Annotated in this window: 13 protein-coding genes and 2 rRNA genes (1 of these 15 only partly in view); 8 read left to right on the forward strand and 7 right to left on the reverse strand. The window is 59.9% G+C overall.

Annotated elements, in window-relative coordinates; all coding sequences use genetic code 11:
- Together SYN60AY4M2_RS02785 and rrf are read left to right on the forward strand one after the other, a co-directional pair.
- Nucleotides 1-810, forward strand: a 23S ribosomal RNA gene (locus SYN60AY4M2_RS02785); it begins 1,999 nt to the left of the window's first position.
- Between the two features lie 58 nt (nt 811-868).
- Nucleotides 869-986: ribosomal RNA gene (gene rrf / locus SYN60AY4M2_RS02790) — 5S ribosomal RNA — on the forward strand.
- Between the two features lie 109 nt (nt 987-1,095).
- Here rrf and SYN60AY4M2_RS02795 read toward each other — a convergent pair.
- The 3 genes from SYN60AY4M2_RS02795 to SYN60AY4M2_RS02805 form a co-directional block, all read right to left on the reverse strand.
- Entirely contained in the window at nt 1,096-1,932 is an 837-nt protein-coding gene (locus SYN60AY4M2_RS02795; RefSeq protein ID WP_240527691.1) for a hypothetical protein, read from the reverse strand.
- A 224-nt stretch (nt 1,933-2,156) separates the two neighbouring features.
- Nucleotides 2,157-2,759, reverse strand: a complete 603-nt coding sequence (gene nrdR, locus SYN60AY4M2_RS02800) for a transcriptional regulator NrdR (protein ID WP_011429961.1) — start codon at nt 2,757-2,759, stop codon at nt 2,157-2,159.
- Nucleotides 2,760-2,827: 68 nt separating this feature from the next.
- Nucleotides 2,828-4,369 (reverse strand): cryptochrome/photolyase family protein, encoded by a 1,542-nt coding sequence (locus SYN60AY4M2_RS02805; RefSeq protein WP_011429960.1) that lies wholly within the window; start codon nt 4,367-4,369, stop codon nt 2,828-2,830.
- 86 nt (nt 4,370-4,455) lie between these two features.
- Here SYN60AY4M2_RS02805 and SYN60AY4M2_RS13875 point away from each other — a divergent pair, with 86 nt between their 5' ends.
- Nucleotides 4,456-6,849 (forward strand): hypothetical protein, encoded by a 2,394-nt coding sequence (locus tag SYN60AY4M2_RS13875; protein WP_240527692.1) that lies wholly within the window; start codon nt 4,456-4,458, stop codon nt 6,847-6,849.
- Here SYN60AY4M2_RS13875 and SYN60AY4M2_RS02810 read toward each other — a convergent pair.
- Nucleotides 6,731-7,759, reverse strand: coding sequence for a LysR family transcriptional regulator (locus SYN60AY4M2_RS02810; protein ID WP_011429958.1), 1,029 nt, complete (start codon nt 7,757-7,759; stop codon nt 6,731-6,733). The two genes, SYN60AY4M2_RS13875 and SYN60AY4M2_RS02810, sit on opposite strands and share 119 nt — an antisense overlap.
- Nucleotides 7,760-8,042: 283 nt before the next feature.
- Between SYN60AY4M2_RS02810 and ribH the strand changes: the two genes are divergently transcribed.
- Entirely contained in the window at nt 8,043-8,633 is a 591-nt protein-coding gene (gene ribH / locus SYN60AY4M2_RS02815; protein ID WP_011429957.1) for a 6,7-dimethyl-8-ribityllumazine synthase, read from the forward strand.
- On the opposite strand, the gene htpG is transcribed toward ribH, so the two are convergent.
- Both htpG and SYN60AY4M2_RS02825 read right to left on the reverse strand, forming a co-directional pair.
- Nucleotides 8,627-10,486, reverse strand: coding sequence for a molecular chaperone HtpG (gene htpG, locus SYN60AY4M2_RS02820; RefSeq protein WP_099812233.1), 1,860 nt, complete (start codon nt 10,484-10,486; stop codon nt 8,627-8,629). The genes ribH and htpG overlap by 7 nt on opposite strands.
- 104 nt (nt 10,487-10,590) lie before the next feature.
- Nucleotides 10,591-12,036, reverse strand: a complete 1,446-nt coding sequence (locus SYN60AY4M2_RS02825) for an LCP family protein (protein WP_240527693.1) — start codon at nt 12,034-12,036, stop codon at nt 10,591-10,593.
- 49 nt (nt 12,037-12,085) lie between these two features.
- Between SYN60AY4M2_RS02825 and SYN60AY4M2_RS02830 the strand changes: the two genes are divergently transcribed.
- The 4 genes from SYN60AY4M2_RS02830 to SYN60AY4M2_RS02845 all read left to right on the forward strand — a co-directional run bounded on the left by SYN60AY4M2_RS02830 (nt 12,086) and on the right by SYN60AY4M2_RS02845 (nt 17,215).
- On the forward strand, nt 12,086-12,784 hold the full coding sequence (locus tag SYN60AY4M2_RS02830; protein ID WP_240527694.1) for a 4'-phosphopantetheinyl transferase superfamily protein: 699 nt from the start codon (nt 12,086-12,088) through the stop codon (nt 12,782-12,784).
- A 43-nt stretch (nt 12,785-12,827) separates the two neighbouring features.
- Nucleotides 12,828-13,277 (forward strand): plastocyanin/azurin family copper-binding protein, encoded by a 450-nt coding sequence (locus SYN60AY4M2_RS02835; RefSeq protein WP_011429953.1) that lies wholly within the window; start codon nt 12,828-12,830, stop codon nt 13,275-13,277.
- A gap of 68 nt (nt 13,278-13,345) precedes the next feature.
- Nucleotides 13,346-15,811: an HDIG domain-containing metalloprotein gene (locus SYN60AY4M2_RS02840; RefSeq protein ID WP_011429952.1), complete on the forward strand. Its 2,466-nt coding sequence runs from the start codon at nt 13,346-13,348 to the stop codon at nt 15,809-15,811.
- Between the two features lie 180 nt (nt 15,812-15,991).
- On the forward strand, nt 15,992-17,215 hold the full coding sequence (locus SYN60AY4M2_RS02845) for a glycosyltransferase family 2 protein (RefSeq protein ID WP_011429951.1): 1,224 nt from the start codon (nt 15,992-15,994) through the stop codon (nt 17,213-17,215).
- Between the two features lie 139 nt (nt 17,216-17,354).
- On the opposite strand, the gene SYN60AY4M2_RS02850 is transcribed toward SYN60AY4M2_RS02845, so the two are convergent.
- Entirely contained in the window at nt 17,355-19,226 is a 1,872-nt protein-coding gene (locus tag SYN60AY4M2_RS02850) for a penicillin-binding protein 2 (RefSeq protein ID WP_228375456.1), read from the reverse strand.
- Between the last annotated feature and the right edge of the window lie 17 nt (nt 19,227-19,243).

Below are 19,243 nucleotides of genomic sequence, written 5' to 3' on the forward strand. Positions count from 1 at the left end.
CTGTAGCCTGGAATTGGGTTCGGGCCTTGCTTGCGCAGGATAGGTGGGAGACTGGGAAGTACCCCTTGCGGGGGGTATGGAGTCGCCGGTGAGATACCACTCTGGCAGGGCTAGAATTCTAACTTTCCGCCCGGAAGCGGGGGAAAAGACAGTTTCAGGTGGGCAGTTTGACTGGGGCGGTCGCCTCCTAAAAGGTAACGGAGGCGCGCAAAGGTTCCCTCAGACTGGTTGGAAATCAGTCGTAGAGTGCAAAGGCATAAGGGAGCTTGACTGCAAGACCTACAAGTCGAGCAGGGACGAAAGTCGGCCTTAGTGATCCGACGGCGCTGAGTGGAAGGGCCGTCGCTCAACGGATAAAAGTTACTCTAGGGATAACAGGCTGATCTCCCCCAAGAGTTCACATCGACGGGGAGGTTTGGCACCTCGATGTCGGCTCATCGCAACCTGGGGCGGAAGTACGTCCCAAGGGTTGGGCTGTTCGCCCATTAAAGCGGTACGTGAGCTGGGTTCAGAACGTCGTGAGACAGTTCGGTCCATATCCGGTGCAGGCGCGAGAGGATTGAGAGGAGCTCTCCCTAGTACGAGAGGACCGGGAGGGACGCACCGCTGGTGTACCAGTTATCGTGCCAACGGTAGACGCTGGGTAGCCATGTGCGGAGTGGATAACCGCTGAAAGCATCTAAGTGGGAAGCCCACCTCAAGATGAGTCCTCTGTTAAGGTCCCGGGAAGACGACCCGGTAATAGGCTCTAGGTGGAAGTGCAGCAATGCATGCAGCCGAGGAGTCCTAATAGACCGTCTGCTTGACCCAACTGCAGGGGTGTTCTGCCTTCTCTTGCTGTGCAGCTTTCAAGGTGTTTTTCCCTTTGCCTGGTGCCTATGGCGATGTGGAACCACGCCGACCCCATCCCGAACTCGGACGTGAAACGCATCAGCGGCGAACCTACTTGAGGGGTGACCCTCCGGTAACCTAGCTCGGTGCCAGGCTCATCTCTCCACACCAACCCCCCAATCCAAGGGGGGTTGTTGCGTATCTCAAGGGGTAACTCTGCAGTCTCTATGGGTGTAGAGGGTGTACGGAATTCCTTCTCCGGGACTATTGGGGTGCTTTCACAGGAGCGGGTGATGGGTTGTTGCGCAAAAAGGGTTGTACAGCTACGAAGCCCAATCCAAAAGAGGCGACTACCAAAAGAACTGCAGCGGCCATCCAAAGCAAAACGGATCCTTGGGATCCGTGATGTTGATCGCGCACCCGTTGGTAGACACTGGTGGCATGAACCTCGCCACCCATATTCTGCATCAACTCTTCCAAGGAGGGAATCTGATAGCCGGCACGGGGGTAAGGAGGCTCAGCAGGAGTGTCTTGACGGGGACGGGGGGGTAGAGTGGAGGGCTGAGATCGGGGCTCAAGGGGGGGGGTGGCAAAGTCAGAGTAAGAGGGAGTTGGATAGACGTCGCCAGGGAAGGGTGAAACCTCGCTGCGAGCTTGGCGTCGCTTGAGGCGATTCAAAAAATCATAGGAGGGAGAGGCTTGGTCATGTTCTGAGGTCAGGCCATCCCCTCGAAAAGGGGCTGCAGCAGCCTCTCTTTCAAGAGCAGCGGCTTGGCTTGTGTCAGCAAGCCGTAGGCTGATTTGCTGTAGGCGCTTCAAGGCCTGGCCCAATTGCCCCTGAAATTCTTGCGCGATGGCAGTAATTTCTCCAGACAATTGTTGATGCAGAGCGCGCAGGCGCTGGTTTTCGGAGGAGAGGCGGCTCACCTGCTGACGGGCAGATTCCAGCTCTTCAGCCACTTGTTGATATACCTGGATTGGCACTGTCCCCGGCCCGGTCTCTAGTGAGGCAGGGGCGCGAAAGCTGCTGTTGCCGGGCAAGCCATTGGGGTTGCCGTTGCGAGCTTCAGAGGGGCTAGAACCGCGAAAGTCGTACTGCATAAGTTGAATCAATCCGTCAGAAAGGATGAAAAGCTGAGGAAGGTGGGCAGGCGGGGATCCCGAACAGACAAGGCCGCAAGGATCACCCAGGGGTAGCGCTGAACACCGACCGGCCGAGGATGCCTAGCGCTATGCTTAGTGTAAGCGGCAATTGCTAACCCAAGCATACCGCTAAGCTTTTTGGATGGGAGCCCCTTTCTAGCAGTTTTTCTCGCCCGCAAGCGTTATTTCGGGATCTCCGAGAGATTGCTCGAGGTGTCGTTTTGATCGAGGAGTTGGGGAATACCCCCCACCCAGTCTGGAGAAGCTGTGGATTCCGACTCTGAAGGGGGAGAGTTCCGCAACGGCCGCTCCAGATCTCGTCGTAGGTGGGTTTCCAACCGTTCCAACTGTTCCAGTTCGGTAACAAAGTCTTTTATACCCTGGAACTTGCGGTACACGGAGGCAAAGCGCACATAGGCAACTTCGCTCAGGCGCTGTAGGCGCTCCAGTACCATCTCGCCAATGCGTAGGGTAGTTACCTCTTGAACGTCTTCCAGTTGCAGTTTTTCTTCGATTTCGTTGACCAACTCCTCCATCTGCTTGACGCTAACCTGGGTTTTTTGGCAAGCGCGCATCACCCCCTGCAAGATCTTGTTGCGGTTAAAACTCTCTCGGGATCCATCCCGTTTAATGACCATGATGGGCATGAATTCGATGCGCTCATAGGTGGTGAAGCGATAGCCACAGGACATGCACTCCCGCCGCCGCCGCACGCTTTGGCCACCTTCTGCCGAACGGGACTCTAAAACACGAATTTCTTGCTTGCCGCAGCGGGGACATTTCATGACGTGGGCTCCTTGAACCAAGTAACACGTGAAGAGAGGGTGCTCCAATTCTAGTGAATACTAGACAGCTAGGCATTGGGGGTGGACTCCCACCAAGCAGCGGCTTGCGCTTGGATTTGGGCCCTCTGCTCTGGCTGGAGGCGATCCAGGTGGGCCAGTACCCCTTTCATTCTTCCCAAGGGAAGCAAAAGGGGCCGGTGGCGCAACAGGAAATCCCAGTAGAAGGTATTGAAGGGACAGGCCCGTTCGCCCACCTTTTCGCTGGGATTGTAGCGGCAATGGCGGCAGTAGTCACTCATTTTGCGGATGTACTGGGCGGAAGCGGCGTAGGGTTTGGTGGAAAGCATGCCCCCGTCGGCAAAGAGGCCCATGCCGATGACGTTGGGCTGCATCACCCAGTCGTAGCTGTCGATGAACACGTCGTGAAACCACGCTTCTACGGCTTGAGGTTGGATACCGCTGATGAGCGCGAAATTGCTGAGCACCATTAGGCGCTGGATGTGGTGGGCATAGCCATGGCGGCGAATTTGCCTCAGGGTGTGCCGCAGGCAGGCCATGTCCGTTTCGCCTGTCCAAAAAAAGTCGGGCAGGGGGCGGTAGTGGCCAAAAAAGTTGGTCTGGGCATAGCCCTGGGGCATTTGGTATTCGTAGAAGCCGCGCATGTATTCCCGCCAGCCCAGGATCTGGCGGATGAAGCCTTCGGCAGAGGGGAGAGGGATCCCGCCGCGATGGTAGGCCTGCTCGGCAGCGGTGATGACTTCTTGGGGGGTGAGGAGCCCTAGGTTGAGGTAAGGGGAAAGGAGGGAGTGGTAGAGGAAGTCTTCTTCGACTTGCATAGCGTCCTGCCAGGGGCCGAAGTGGGGCAGGCGGTGCTGGATGAAGTCCTCAAGCACCTGCAGGGCTTGGGCACGGGTGACGGCCCAGCCAAAGCCTTCCAGGGATCCAAAGTGGTGGCCGTAATGGCGCCGCACTTTCTCCATCACCGCCTGCGTGATGGCGTCGGGGGGAAACGTCAGAGGCGGCGGGTAGCGCCGGCCAGGTTGGGGAGGCTGCCGGTTTTCCCGGTCGTAGTTCCAGCGCCCGCCGAGGGGCTGGGAGCCGTCCATGAGGATGCGGAAGCGTTTGCGCCCTTGGCGATAGAAGTCCTCTAGGAGGAGGCGCTTGCGGCCTGAGGCCCAGTCGATAAATTGGCGGGCTGTCCAGAGAAAGTGGTTATTTTCCAAGACCAGGAGGGGGCAGGGGAGGGCAGACCTCAGCTTTTCCACCTCATCCCGGACGGGAATATCGGTGGGCTGCATGAGGCGGATCTGTTGCAATCGATGTTGCCTAGCCCAGGCTTGCAGGGGTTCGGCATAGTCTTCGGCTTCCGCATAGGTGACGGGGTGGCCGCGCTGTTGCAATTCTTGGGCAAAGTGGCGCATGGCCGACCAGACCAGGACCAGCTTTTGCTGGTGATGGTTGCGGGAGCTGGCCCAGGCGTGGGACTCGACAAGGAGAACGGGAACGCGGTGGGGGGGGAGGGCTGAGAGGGAGGCCAGGGCAGATTGCTGCGGATGCAGTTGATCCGAAAGGATCCAAACTCCTTCTGAACCCGTGGTCGAGACGGTCATGGGGAATTCTGGATAGCTTAGATAGCTGGATCCAGGTTGAGTTTAGCTCTGGGGCAGAACGCTAAAGGGAGGGGATCCAGCCGGCTATGGGCGAGGTAGCCAGAAGGAAGGTCCAAAAGGGGCAAGGGATCCCCTTTCTCCAGGTCTGGGCCGGGCTGGGGATGGTGGAGCTGCTGCTGCTGCTGGTTTGGAACTGGAGCGATCCCCTGCCGCCGGCCTGGGATGAGGCGCAGCACCTGTTGCAGGCGCAGGCGTTTGGGGATCACCTGAGCCGGTTTCGCTGGGAAGGGCTGTGGTGGCAGCAGTTTTTGCACTTGAACCAGCGCTACCCGCCTCTGGCCTATTGGTTGGGGATCCCGTTGGCAGCGCTGCATCCGTTTGGCCGGGCCGATGGGCAGTTGCTCAATTTGATGTTGCTGGGGATCCTGACCCTGGCCACCCAGCGGCTGGGGTGGCGGGCCTATCGCTCTTGGGAAGTGGGCTGGCTGGCGGCAGTGTTGGTGCTTCTCTATCCGGGGATCACGGCTTTGGCTCATGTCTACATGCTGGAGCTGCCGCTGCTGGTGGCGGTGACGCTGGCTTTTTGGGCGCTGTGGGCCTACGCGGAGGAGCCGTCCTGGCGGGGGGCGGTGGGGGTGGGGGCGGGGCTGGCGGCGGTGCTGCTGACCAAGTGGACGGGGGTGCTGTTTTTGCTGCCGCCGCTGCTGGCTGTTCCGCTGGGGGTGAGGATCCCTTGGCCGCTGCGGCTGGCCCACCTGGCCCTGGGAATGGGGGTGACGCTGCTCTTGTGCTGGCCCTGGTATGGAGCTAACTGGCTGTTTGTGCTCAGCAATGGGTGGGCCTATGCCGACACCGCCCACTACTACGTCACCTGTGCGGCGGGATCCCTGTGCTGGTGGACGGCCTACTTGCGCTGGTTGCCCCTGCAGATGGGCCCTTGGCTATGCCCCTTGCCACTGCTGAGCTTGTGGGGATCCCCAAGCCGGCGGGAGGCTCTCCTCTGGGGTCTCTACGGAGGGGGCTACCTTCTCTACACCCTGGTAGCCATTAAGGATGTGCGCTTTACTTTGCCGCTGTTGCCCCTGCTGGCCATCCTCTCGGCAGGAGGGCTGGCCAAGCTTTGGCGCTACTTGGGCGAGCGCTGGGGGGAAAGGGCGCTGCGCCGGGGAGTGGGCATGAGCCTAGCCCTGGGAGCTCTGGCCCTCTTGAACCTGGGGCAGCCCCTCGCTCCCGGCGTGGCTCCGCTCTGGAAAGGGATCCAGATGCGCTGGCAGGGGCAGCACCCTCAACAGGAGCTGACGCGGTGGATTGGATCCCGGGTGCAGCCAGGTTTGACCGCCACCCTAGGCGTTCTTCCCAACACCGAGCTGATCTCGTCGGAAACTCTCAGCTACTTGGCGGCCCTACAGCGCTGGCCCATCACCTTCCGCGGCGCCGGCCAAACCCCCTGGCCAGAGGTGGAGCTGGCGCTTCTGGATGGGTTTGTGGATGCGCCAGGGGAGCAAGGAATTGTCGGCCCCTACGGTCCAGCTAAGGAGCAAATTCGGCAACTCCTAGACAAAAGTCCTGACTGGCAGCAAGAGCATTTTGATCTGCCGGCGGTGGGCCGGCTGTCCACCTACTTCCCCAGCAAGCCCAGGGTTGTGCTGCAAGAGTTGCCCGCTGCGGCAGAGGCGGTGGAGCTGCTAGAGCTCCAGGTCTTGCCAGAGGAAGGGATCCCAGCCTGGCACTTGCGCTGGCAGGGGCCAGCCCAGGACTTGGCGCAAACCCTCGTCTGGGCGCGACTGGAAGATCCCCAGGGGCAGGTCTTGGCCAAGCGGGCCTGGGTGGTGGGACAGAACCGCCTGTTGCCCTACGCCGCCGGCAGTTGGCAGGTGGAGGAGATCTTGGCCTGGCCAGAGCTGGCAACCAAAGAAGGAATCCTCCACCTGGAGTGGCAACCTCCCCAGGGAAGGCGTCGGTCGTTCAGTCAGCCCTGGGAGGGATCCCGCAGCGGGAAAGGGGGATCCCTTATCTCCCCTGGAGATCCCCTCTTTCTCCTACAACAGGCAGCTAGGGCGGCTGCGATTGGGGATCTGGAGGCGCTCTCCCTCTACCTCAACGCCTGGACGACGTTGCAATATCCAACTTTCCTCACCGATCCGGATCGGGTTTTGATCCGGCAACTGCTGGAGGGAGAAGAGCAATGGGCAGCCGCCCAGAGCTGGCGGGAACGGCAGATCCAAAGCCACTACGAGCTGGCGTTGCTGGAGGTGGCCCTGCTGCGGCCGCAAGCAGCCCAGCGGCATTTTCAGCGGATTGTCGAGCTGGATCCCGAAGACAATTGGGCACGGGCCTATTTGGCATTTTTACGGGTCTTTTTTACCCATGATTTTCGGAGCCTCCAGGGGTTGCAGCAAGAGCTGGCGGCTGCAATTTATCCCCTTTGCCAGAAAGCCAATCCGGATTGGGACTTGAGTTGGCTCTGCGCGGCTCTTTAGGAGGAAGATCCAGATCTATTTGAGAAACTTGAGAAAGCAGGAAATCGGCAAAAGCTTTGGCTACCACCGAGAGGCGCTTGGAGCGCAAATAGACCAAATGCCAAAATCCACGGATGGGAAACTCTTCCACATCCAAAATGGTCAAATGGTTTTGCCAATCTCCCAGAGCCAACACATGCTGAGACAAAACCGAAATGCCCAGCCCGCCGATAATGCCCTGGCGAATGGCTTCGCCACTGCCTATCTCCATGCGGATGTTGAGCTTGAGGTTATGTTTGTCGAAGAGCCGCTCCACCGCCATGCGGGTGCCGGAGCCGGGCTCGCGGGCCAAGAAGGGCTCTTGAGCAATACGGGCCAGGGGGATCCGCTTCTGGCCCGCCAAAGGATGGTGAATAGGAGCCATCACCACCAAGGGATTTTCTAGAAAAGGTTGCGCCACCACGTCCAAATCTTCCGGGGGCATCCCCATCACATAGAGATCGTCCATGTTGTGGCTGAGTCGCTCCAAAACCTGCTGCCGGTTCAGCACCTTGAGGGATACATCGATGCCGGGATACCGCTGACAAAACGTGCCCAGCAGGCGGGGAATAAAGTATTTGGCCGTAGTGACCACACCAATGCTCAGTCGCCCTTGTTTTAACCCCTTCAGGTCGGCGAGGGTCATCTCAAATTCGTTCAACTGCTCAAAGATTTTTTGACAAGTTTGGTACAAAGCTTGCCCCGCCTCTGTGAGATAGAGCCGCTTGCCCACCTGCTCAAACAGCGGCAGCCCCACCGATTTGCTCAATTGCTTGATCTGCATGGAAATCGTGGGCTGGGTCAGGTAAAGCTCCTCAGCGGCACGGGTGAAGCTGAGATGACGGGCAGCAACCTCGAAGATTTGCAACTGGTGCAGCGTAATGGCCTTCATGGAGAATCAAGGATCACTAAAGGTTTACTCTTAAATCATAAAACTCAATCTATGACCCTTGGCGAGATTTCCCTGAGAGCTCGCCGGCTCGAGCGGGTCTCCGCGGGCTCTTCTTCTGGAGGACGGAGAGGGACTGGCGAGCCGTTTAGCTACTGTGAGAATGTCGAAGGCCAGGTGCTACCACCCCTTTTTGGGCAGATCTGGAGGAGAAGGGTAAATTAGGATAGGAAGACACGGTTGTGCGGTGTGGAGCAGCGCCTGGTTTTTTCCCGGAGCAGCGCAGATGGCAGTTTACGAAGGCAATTTTGTTCAGACGGGGGATCTGCGTCTGGCCATTGTTATCAGTCGGTTTAACGATTTGATTGCCGGCAAATTGTTGGAGGGGTGCCAAGATGCCCTGAAGCGGCATGGCATCGATGTCAGCTCGGAGAGCCAGCAGGTGGACTATTACTGGGTGCCCGGCAGCTTTGAGGTGCCTATGTTGGCCTGCCAACTGGCGCAGTCCCGCCGTTACGATGCCATCATCTGCCTGGGAGCGGTCATTCGGGGCCAAACCCCCCATTTCGACTATGTGGCAGCAGAGGTGGCCAAGGGGATCGCGGCAGCCAGTTTTCGCACCGGCGTGCCGGTCATCTTCGGGATCCTCACCGCCGATACCCTACAGCAGGCGCTGGAGCGGGCTGGGATCAAGAACAACAAAGGCTGGGAATACGCCATGAGCGCTCTGGAGATGGCCACCCTGATGCGCCAAGTAGCTCCCCTCTTGCAAGGGAGCGACAGGGCTGCCAGCAATGGGGCGGCCTCCCGCCCCTCTCTGCCCGGTGGAGCGGAAGCCCTGCAGCCGGGGGTAACTCTGGAGGGTGCCGCCTACTGACGGCGGGTTAAACGGGTGAGCACCTCGTTGGAACGCTGCACAAAGGCCCGTGCGGCTGCCGGGTCAAAGCTTTTCTGGGTAATCAGCGCCAGATCGTAGATGTGGTTGCAGATGAGGTTGACCAGCTCCGGATCCCGCCCCTCCTCGGCCAGAGCCTGCAGGTTTTGGATCAAGGGGTGGGCGGTGTTGAGCACCAGCGTGTGCTCTTCCAAAAACTCCATTGGCTTCTGTTGCAGGATGGCATTAAGCTCCTGCAGGCGCCGCAGCGCCTCCGGCAGCAGGATCATAGCCGGAACCGACTCCGACTTGAGGGCCTCGGCTTTGATCTGCAGCTTCTCTTTGCCCAAAGCCTGACGAAAGAGATCCACCAGCTTTTCGCTGCGGGTTTTTTGTGTTACCGGGTCGACGAGCTCGGCAGCTTTGTCTTTTTGGATCAGCGTCTCGTCCAGCTCGGAATCCACCCGCTTAAATTGGATCCCTTCTTCCCGATACTCCCGCTCCAGGAAGCTGCTGAAGTGGCTGTCGATCCAGCTATCCAGCATAATGACTTCTAGTCCTTGGGAGCGGTGCAGGTCGATATAGGCGCTCTGGGCTGCCTCGTCGGTGGCGTAGTAAACCCGCTTATTCTGTTTCTCCCGCGTGCGCTCCAGGTACTCTTTGAGGGTCACGTACTCAGGTTTATCGGCAGGGGATCCGGCCAATCGGAAGATGAGAATGTCTTTAATCTGGGCGAAGAACTTGTCGTTGTTCATCGCCCCAAATTTCATGAAGAGGCTGATATCCGGCCAGACCTTGACATATTTTTCGTAGTCTTCTTTGTAGAGCTCGTTGAGGCGATCCGCCACCTTTTTGGCCACGTGATCCCCAATGCGCCTGACGGTACGGTCATTTTGTAAAAAACTGCGGGAGACGTTGAGGGGAATGTCTGGGCTGTCGATGGCGCCGCGCAGAGGCAGGAGGAATTTGGGAATGACTTCTTCGCAGTTATCCTGGACAAAAACTTGGTTGCAATACAGCTTGACCTGACCCTTAGTGGGATCGATATCAGGCCGCAGCTTGGGGAAGTAGAGGATCCCTTGCACGATGAAGGGGTAATCTGTGTTGATGTGTACCCAGAAGTGGGGATCCTCTTGGAAGGGATAGAGGTAGCGGTAAAACTCTAGGTAATCCTCATCCTTGAGCTCAGAGGGAGGAATCTTCCAGAGGGGCTTTTGCCGGTTAATGACTTCTCCGTTGAGTTTAATGGGGACGGGAATGAAGTCGCAGTATTTGCGCACCAATTCGCGGATGCGGCCCGGCTCCAGGTACTCCTCGCTATCCGGGCTGAGGTAAAGGGTAACCGTGGTGCCGATGGCGGAGCGCTGGGAATCGGAAAGGGTAAAAGTTGGGCTGCCGTCGCAAGACCATTTCACAGGGGTGCTGCCCGGCTGATAGGAAAGGGTGTCGATCTCCACCCGCTGCGCCACCATAAAAGAGGAATAGAACCCCAGGCCAAAGTGGCCGATGATCGCCTGTTCTGCGTCTTTGCCTTTGTACTTTTGAAGGAACTCCTCAGCGCTGGAAAAGGCCACTTGGTTGATGTATTTTTTCACCTCTTCGGCAGTCATGCCGATGCCAGTGTCGCTGACCGAGAGGGTCTTGGCCTCTTTGTTGAGCGCAATCGTGATTTCTGGCTCCGGGGGATCCGCCACTTCGCCAGCCAGTTTGGCCATCTTCAGCTTGGCAATGGCATCGGCGGCGTTGGAGATCAGCTCTCGCAAAAAGATCTCCCGATCCGAATAGAGAGACTGCTTGATGATGGGGAAGATGTTCTCGGTGTGGATGGTGATGGATCCCTGTTCCAGCACAGTCATAGATGGCTCAGCACGCAAACAAGCTAGTGCCAATCTACAGAGGCAACAGAGGCCCCGACAAGCCGAACTGTTTCCAGAAATCCGCACTCGCCACCGAACCGGCCCTAGAGCTGAGCCCCTCTGGCCGGACTCTGCGCCTGGTCAATATCGAGGGTAAGCTGCTGGGCCCAATCTTGGCCGATGCGAATGGTGATGTCGGAGTTGAGCACGCCGGTGGATTCCACCCGCAGCTCTCCTAGCCCAAGGGCGGCCCGCACCTGCTTGGCTCCCTCGCGATCCCCGCTTTGGGCGAGGATCTCTGTTTGCGGCAACACCTGGGGGCTGTCTTCGACGGCAAAAACCTGGGTATAACCCTGTCTAACCAGTTCTTGCACCATGCGGCGGGCCATTCCCGGCTTGCCGGTAGCATTTTGCACGGCTATGCGCAGGCGTTGCGGCGGAATGCGGGCTACCTCTGCCTCTAGGCCAAAGTGGGAGACAGCCACCCGTCGGATCGCGGCTGGATCCGGCAGCCAATAGCTGGTGGAAAATTCTCCTGGCTGACTGAAGCGGCCCGGCAACAGCACCAGGTCGATGCGATCGCCCCCAGAGGTGAGGACAAACTTGGCCAAGCTCAGAACCTCTTCCCAGGTGAGGTTGGTATCCAGGTGGGTGCGGACGACCTGCAAAACCTTCGGGATCCGAGGCCAAACGGCGGGGGAGAGCAGTTCTCGACTCAGGGCCCGCAGCAGTTCCTGTTGCCGTTGCACCCGACCAATATCCCCCAACCCCAGGTGATCGCGGCGAAAGCGGGCAAAGTGGTGGGCTTGTTCGCCGTTGAGGCGTTGCCAGCCGGGCTCCAGGTTGATGAATAGCCGCTGCGTGTGATCTACGTAGTGCATCGGCTCCGGCACGTAGACTTCCACACCGCCCACCGCATCGATCAGCTCTTCCAGGGCATCGGTATTGAGGCGAACGTAGCGGTCAATCGGGATCCCGCCCAGCAAGGTGCTGACCACCTGGGCCGTTAGAGCTGGTCCACCCACCAGGTTGGCTGCATTGATCTTGGTGACACCAAAGCTGGGCAAGCGCACGCGGGTATCGCGGGGGATGGATAGGATGGTAATCCGCCGCGCTTGGGGATCGAAGCGGGCCAAGAGAATGGTGTCGGTGCGGGTGTTGAGACGCTCCCGTTCTCTGGACAAGGGCAGGGCGGGATCCGGGTTGTCGGTGCCGAGAATGAGAATATGCAACGAGCGATCCAGAGCTGCCGCCCGCAAAGCATCCGGACGGAAGGCTTCTTGTTCGCCGGGAGTGAGGGAAGTGGGGATCACCGGACGGGGCAACATCACAGCCAAGAAGGCGCCGGCGGAGCCCGCCAACACAGCCGTGAATCCCAACAACAGCCAAAGGATCCCCTGGCGAATGGCCTGCTGACGAGCGGCGCGGACACGGTCTGGGCGGGGTGGATAGTGGAAAGAGGACATCAGGTCAAACCGGGCCTCGCGAGCGCCTGCAGGGAGGGGTGTACTGTCTAGGTGGTGTTGCCAACCCCACCAATTCAAGGTCATGTTACCGCATCCTTATTCTCTAGGACTGTCCATACCCAACTTCGGCGAGATGGCAGCTTCCCCGGCGGGATCCCTGCAACTGTTGCTGGCGAAGTCGGAGGTGCACTTGTGGCTCCAAGTCTTGCCGCCGCTGGCGGAGTTGCTCTCTCAGCTTGATCTTCTTTCTCAGGAGGAACGGCAGCGCGCGGAGCGTTTACAGCGGCTGGAGGCTCGGCGTCGCTTTCTGGGTGGTCGTTTGCTATTGCGAACCCTGCTTGGCCGCTACAGCGGCCTCCCTCCCCACGCGATCCCCCTCGGCTACACCACTGCCGGCAAGCCCTATTGGCCGGATCCACCCCTACCGCTGCAGTTCAACCTCAGCCACTCCCACGAGTGGATCCTGGTTGGCTTGACGTTGCAGCGTCGAATTGGCGTGGACCTAGAGCGGATCCGGCCCGTGCCCCGCTGGCAGCGCATTGCCCAGCGCTATTTTTCCGCCGCCGACCAGGCCCGCCTATGGATCTGTCCACCAGCAGAGCGGGAGAGGGTTTTCTTGGAGCTGTGGACGCAGAAAGAAGCTCTCCTGAAAGCCATGGGCGTGGGGCTGGCTGGAGCCAGGATCGGGGCCGGGGATCCCTGTTGGCTGACCCTGCCTCTGCCGGTTGCCGAGGGCTATGTTGCCGCTGTGGCGATGGAACAGCGGGAAGCCGGCGAGGCAGCTCCGACTGTGCGGCTCTATGAAAGTGCCGCTCCCCTGACCCCCACTTGAGCTGCTATCTTGGGTTTCCAAGCTAAGTTTTCAGGGTGTCGCCATGTGGAGTGGGCTGCGTCACTTCCTCATTTTGGGCCTCTGTCTGTGGATTGGGTTCGTCGGGATCCCGCATCCGGCATGGGCGCGAGATCTGTCGCGGCAAACGCCCCAGGACAAAGCTGTCGAGTTAGGTACTGCCGACAACCAGTTGGTCTTTGTGCCCAAAGAGCTCTTTTTTCGCAACGGCAACCTCTATCGTTTGCACTTGAGCAACCCCAGCCAGTTGAAGCACTATTTCAGTGCCAAAGATTTTGCCGATGCCGTTTGGACTCGCAAGTTGGAAGTGGCCGGTGTGGAAATCAAGGGCCAGATCCGAGAACTGGAGCTGAAGCCAGGCGCGGCGGTGGAGTGGCAATTTATTCCTTTGAAATCTGGGGTTTACTCTCTGGTTTGCACCATTCCCGGCCATGCCGAAGCGGGTATGATCGGGCAGATCACGATTGGCGACTAGGCTATCTCCTGGGCTAGGGGAGCAAAAGGGGATAGAAAAGAGAAGAACGCTGCCAGGCAAATCCTTCTATGAGAAACCCCCTCACGTCCCCAGTGCAGCGCTGGAGCCGGCGACCTCAGGCAGCCTCTTCTCGAAAAGCCCAGCCCCCCCTTTCCGAGCGGGTTGTCGGCTACGCCCTAGCGCTTCTCTCCCTCACTGCCGTCCACGGGATCCGCTACTACAACGAGCCGCAACTGACCGTTGGCAGCCGCTCCCCGCAAACGTTTCTCGCCCCTGCAGCGGCAGAGATCGAGGACGTGGAGGCCACCCAGGCCCGGCAAGCCGAGGCGCGACGGCGGGTGGTACAGGCCCTCAAAATCAACAGCGCCGCCAACGAGAGCATGCGGCAAAATCTGGAGGCCCTCCTGGCCGCAGTGGAGGCGATTCGGCAAGAGGCCGGCCCTCTGCCCTACGTTTCCGTTCAGTTGCTCTCCCTGCCTACTCAGATCTATCTGCGCCAACTGCCACCCGAAGAATGGGAGGCCTTACAGGCGGCAGTGCGGGAAACGGCCATCGGCACCCCCTCGACCGCTCCGCCTTTTCCGGCACAAAGGCGTCCGGAGCAGCTTCCCCCCGACCAGCGGGCCAGGCAAGAGCTGGTCCAGGTTTGGCAGCGGGCCTGGTTGGATGGAGCGGCCACTCAGACGGCGGCGACGGATCCCTATACCCAGCTAATTGCCCAGGTGGAGGCGGCACAGCAGCGCTACCAAGGGGCTTTGCCGTCTCTGGAACAGCTCACCCCCCCTGTCCCGGCCACGGTTCTCAACTTGACGGAGGCCGACTGGCAACATTTGCAAAACTTGAGCCGGCGGGTCTTGGAGCGCCTGCAGAAGATAGGCATTGTGGATGGCCTGCCCCGCGAGGTGCGCGCCGAAGGGATCCAAGCCCAACTGGACGATCTGGCCTTTCCGGGCAGTGCCGCCCAGCGGCGGGAGCTGCAGGGGCTGGTCTATCAGTGGCTGCAGCAGGTGCTGATCCCCAATCTGGAGGTGGATCCGCAGCGCACCGAGCAGCGCATTCGCGCCGAGCTGGAAAAAGTTGAGCCCGTCCTGATCTCGGTTGCCGAGAACCAGGTAATTGTGCGAGTGGATCAGGTCATCACCCCCGAGATCTTTTTGATTTTGGATCACTTTGGTTTTACCCAGCGCCGGATCAACATCTGGGGCCTGGTGGGGGTAGCTGGCGTCATGGGCTTGGGCCTGGCTGTCTTCGTGCCTTTGCAGCAACGCTTGCAGCCGGGATTGCGCCGCCGGGATCGGGTGTTGATCCTGATGGTTTCCCTGACTGCTCCCCTGTTGGCGGCCTTGTTCAAGCTGGAGTTCAGCTCTTTGCCGGCGGTGGGGCTGTTGCTGGGCAGTTTTTACGGGGCTGGGCTGGGCCTGGTGGTAGTGGTGGGCCAGGCGTTGTTTTTGCCCTTGGTCTCTGCTGCCAACCTACTCACCTTTGTGCCCTTACTTTCCGGCAGTGTGGTGGCCTGCGCCCTGGCCGGGCGCTCGCGTTCCCGCGAAGAGCTGGCCCTGCTGGGAGGAGGGGCGGCGGCAGTGCAGATGCTCACCTATGCGGCTGCTAGCTTGACCACAACGGGCGGCATCGACCTATTGGCGATGGCCTTGGGGGGAGGGATCACGCTGGGGTGGAGCATTGTGGCCCTGGGGGCCAGCCCCTACCTGGAGCGCCTGTTCGACCTGGCCACCCCCATTCGCCTCATCGAGTTGAGCAACCCCAACCGCACCTTGCTGCGGCGGCTGGCGGCAGAGGCCCCTGGCACCTTTCAGCACACCCTGTTTGTGGCCACTTTGGCGGAACGGGCCGCCCAGAAGTTAAACCTCAACGTGGAGCTGGTGCGCACCGGCACCCTCTACCACGACATCGGCAAGATGTTGCAGGCCCGCTACTTCATCGAGAACCAAATGGGCGGCCTCAACCCCCATACGCAACTGGACGATCCCTACCGCAGCGCCCAGATCATCAAAGCGCACGTCAGCGATGGGCTGCGCCTGGCCAAGCAATACAATCTGCCCACCGCCGTCCAAGCTTTTATCCCTGAGCACCAGGGGACGATCCTGATTGCTTACTTTTACCATCAAGCCCAGATGAAAGCCGGAGATCAACCGGTGCCCGAGGAGCCGTTCCGCTACGATGGCCCCATCCCCCAGAGCAAGGAGACAGGGGTGGTGATGCTGGCCGATGCCTGTGAGGCGGCCCTGCGCAGCATGACCCTGAGCGACGGCTTCGGCCCTGAGGTGGTTGAGCGGGCTAAGGCCGTTGTCCGCAAAATCGCCCAGGCCCGTTGGCAAGATGGCCAACTGGTCGATAGCGGTCTGACGCTGCGGGATTTGGAGGTGGTGGCAGACGCTTTTGTGGAGGTGTGGCGGGAATCCAACCACGAGCGCATTCCCTACCCCAGTCCTGCCCCTGCCCTGCCCTCGCCTGAGTCCGACGCTGCCCAGGCCCAGATGCCCGTGCTGATGACTCCTTCAACGGGATCTCCCTAGCCTCGGCGAGCTGAGTAGGTCGAGAAAAGTCTAGTCCCAGAGCTCATCCATCGGTACGATAAGGGATCATTTGCGCCGGTGGCGCGTGGCGCTGTTGCGAAGCGACACAGCTCCAAGTTTGACCTGCACTCAAGCTCTCCGCTTAGGATCCGTTACCCTCGTTTTTGGATGGCCTGCTGAATGCCTCATGTAGCTCCTGCTTCGTCCACCCATCTGCAAGCTTCGGCAGTCCCTATTCAGATCCCGCCGCTCTCTCAACCCAGCTCTGTCCAACTTTCGCTGGTCGTTCCCACCTATAACGAGGCCTCCAGCATTTGCAGCCTGATCCGGCAGTTGTGCGCCCACCTCGACACGATTCTACCGGGAGCCTACGAGCTGATTGTGGTGGACGACAACAGCCCGGATTACACCGCCAAGTTGGCCCAGGAACTGCAAGAGGAGCTTCCCCAACTCAAAGTTATCTGCCGCCAGCGGGAACGGGGCCTGGCCACGGCTGTGTTGCGCGGATGGCAAGCGGCCCGCGGCGAGGTGCTGGGGGTGATGGACGGGGATCTGCAGCATCCGCCGGAGATCATTCTCAAACTATGGCCTGCCATCCAAGAGGGAGCAGACCTAGTGGTGGGCAGCCGCTACGTGGGGTCGGGGGGGGTGAGCCACTGGAACCTGGGCCGGCGCCTCGTCTCTCGGGGAGCTCAAGCCATCGGGCTGGTTTTGCTGCCAGGGGTTTTTAGGCGGGTGTCGGATCCGCTCAGCGGGTTATTTCTGGTCAGACGCCAGGCCATTGCCGGGATCCCGCTCAGCCCCAAGGGTTACAAGCTGCTGATCGAGGTGCTGGCACGGGGCCGGGTGACAACCATTGCTGAAGTCGGCTACATCTTTCAGGAGCGCCAAAACGGCGAGAGCAAAATTCAACTGCAAACCTGTCTTCAGTATCTCCACCATCTCATTCACCTGCGCTTCTCGCTAGGGCAGGTGGGAGCCTTTTTGCGCTTCAGCACAGTCGGCCTGTCAGGCACGGTGGTGGACATGGTTTTGCTCTATTTGTTACACGACCCGGCCAACTTAGGATGGGATCTCATCACGAGTAAGCTGATCGCTTCGGAAATGGCCATTCTCAATAACTTCCTGTGGAACGATCTGTGGACGTTTCGCCATGTTACCCGATTGCAGCCGGGCCTCTCGAACCGCCTGAAGCGGCTGGCCAAGTTTAATATGATCTGTTTGATCGGCCTGTTTCTTAACTCTTCGCTGGTGATTTTGCTGAGCGAGCGCTTGGGCATTCACTATCTGTTGGCCAACTTAATTGCGATCGGTATTGTTGTATTCTGGAACTTCTACCTCAACTCCAAGCTGAGCTGGAAAAGTGCAGAGGCTAAGCTGGATCCCGGGGGCGACAAGTCTTGAGCGTCTGGTTATTTCAGACCCAATTAAGACACTCCTGAAGCGCTCTGCTCCAGTGCCCTCATCCTCAACTCCTCTCCCAAGGAGTTAAGGATCGGCTTCTCGATCGGTTCCATTGCCATTGGATAGAGATCAGGCCATGTCAAGGGGAATTGGGACGGATCCCCTCTAGGGTGATGATCTCCTGGATAACCGAGCGAACCACAGGAGCTGCCGTTGTCGATCCGAAGGCATCTTCTCCCCGCGGCTCGTCGATCACGGCCAAGATCACGTACTGGGGGCGAAGGGCGGGGAAATAGGCCACAAAACTGGTGATGCGCTTGCCAGGCAGATAGCCTCCCCGCGGCCCTGCCTTTTGGGCCGTGCCCGTCTTGCCGCCGATTTCATATCCCTCGATCTTGGCCGATTGCCCGGTGCCAAAATCCACCGCATCTCGCATTTGGATGCGCACCGCCAGGGTAGCCTGCTCCGACAGCACCCGCACCGGCTGGGGTTGCGGGGATCCCCAAACCAAGGTGTCTGTATCCTTTTCGACCAGACCGCGCACCACGTGGGGCCGCACTTTCAGCCCGCCGTTGGCGATGATGCAGTGCAAGGTGGCTAACTGCAAAGGCGTGAGGGCCAATCCCTGGCCAAAGGCGACGGTGGCCCGCTCCACCGGTACAGTTACAAATTGCCGCAGGGGCTTCAGGCGGCTGGGCGGCTCAAAGGGCAGATCGACACCGCTGCGCTCGTTCAATCCCAGCCGCAGGAGGGCATGGTAGTACTGGCGGGGATCCAGCTTTTGCATCAGGTGCACCATGCCTACGTTGCTAGACAGGCGCAGAACCTCGGTAACGCTCAGCCAGCCATGGGCACCCCGCTGGCGGTAGTCGTGGTTTTGGATGGGCCAGCGACCAATCCAGATCTGCCCCGCGTCGTAGACCCGTTCGTTGGCCGTGAAGGCGCCGGCATCGAGCCCAATGGCGATGTTGATGGGCTTGAAGGTGGATCCCGGCTCGTACAAATCCGTAACAGCCCAGTTGCGAAAAAGGGCAGGGTCATACTCGAAGTAGCGGTTGGGATCGTAGGTGGGCTCGCTCACCAGGGCCAGGATCTCTCCCGTGTGAGGTTGCAGGACGATCACCGTGCCCCGTAGGGCTTGAAACCGTTCCAGTTGCGTTTTCAGGGCGGCGCGAGCAGCCCTTTGCAGCCGCATATCCAGGGTGAGTTGCAGCACCGTCTCGTGGGATTGCAACAGTCCTTCCGGCACTTCGGCCGCCAACAACTGGCCGTAGCCGTCGCGGGGAAGGGTAAGGTGCTGAACCGTCCGCTCCAGCAAGACCTGTTGAGAGTACTCCAGCCCCGCTTGGCCGCGGTGATCCAGATCCACATAGCCCACCACTTCGGCGGCCATTTCCTTCTGGGGATAGACCCGCTGCCGCTCGCTCACCAGCTCCAGGCCGTCCAGATACAAGGCCTGAATTTGAGTCGCCACTTCCGGCGACAGCCAGCGCTCCAGCCGTACCGCGTGAGTGGCCGACAACTGCTGGGTCAGTTGCTCAACTGGCCGCCGCAGCAGAGGGGCCAGAGCAGTGGCAATCTCCTGGGGGGTACGCTTGCCGAAGAGGCGGGGATGGGCCCAAAGGGTATAGGCAGGGCGATCTACAGCCAACAGCTCCGCCTGCTGCCGAGCTAAGGAGTGGCGGTCCACAATCGAGCGGCGGGGGATGAAGGGCCGGAGCTGGGCCCGCTGCTGGGCCTCGGCCCGCTTTTGTAAGAGCGGGCCCTGGTGATGTTGTAAATAGACCAAACGTGCCCCCACCCCCACCAGGGCGACAGCCAGAACCAGGCCCACCGCCGCGATGCGAAAGTTTAGTTGTCGGACTGTCGGGATCCGCTCCCCCAAAAGCCACGCCAGCCGGGATCCCTGGGGCCGGTGGCTGGGCGGCCAAGGGGGCCAAGCAGGTCTGCCCCGCTGCCGTTGGGCAAGTTGCCGGCTTCTCTGTCTGGTCTGCAAAGGTTGCTGGCCCAAACCGGCTCCAGACCTGT

Source organism: Synechococcus sp. 60AY4M2, from assembly GCF_002760375.1.
Taxonomy (GTDB): domain Bacteria; phylum Cyanobacteriota; class Cyanobacteriia; order Thermostichales; family Thermostichaceae; genus Thermostichus.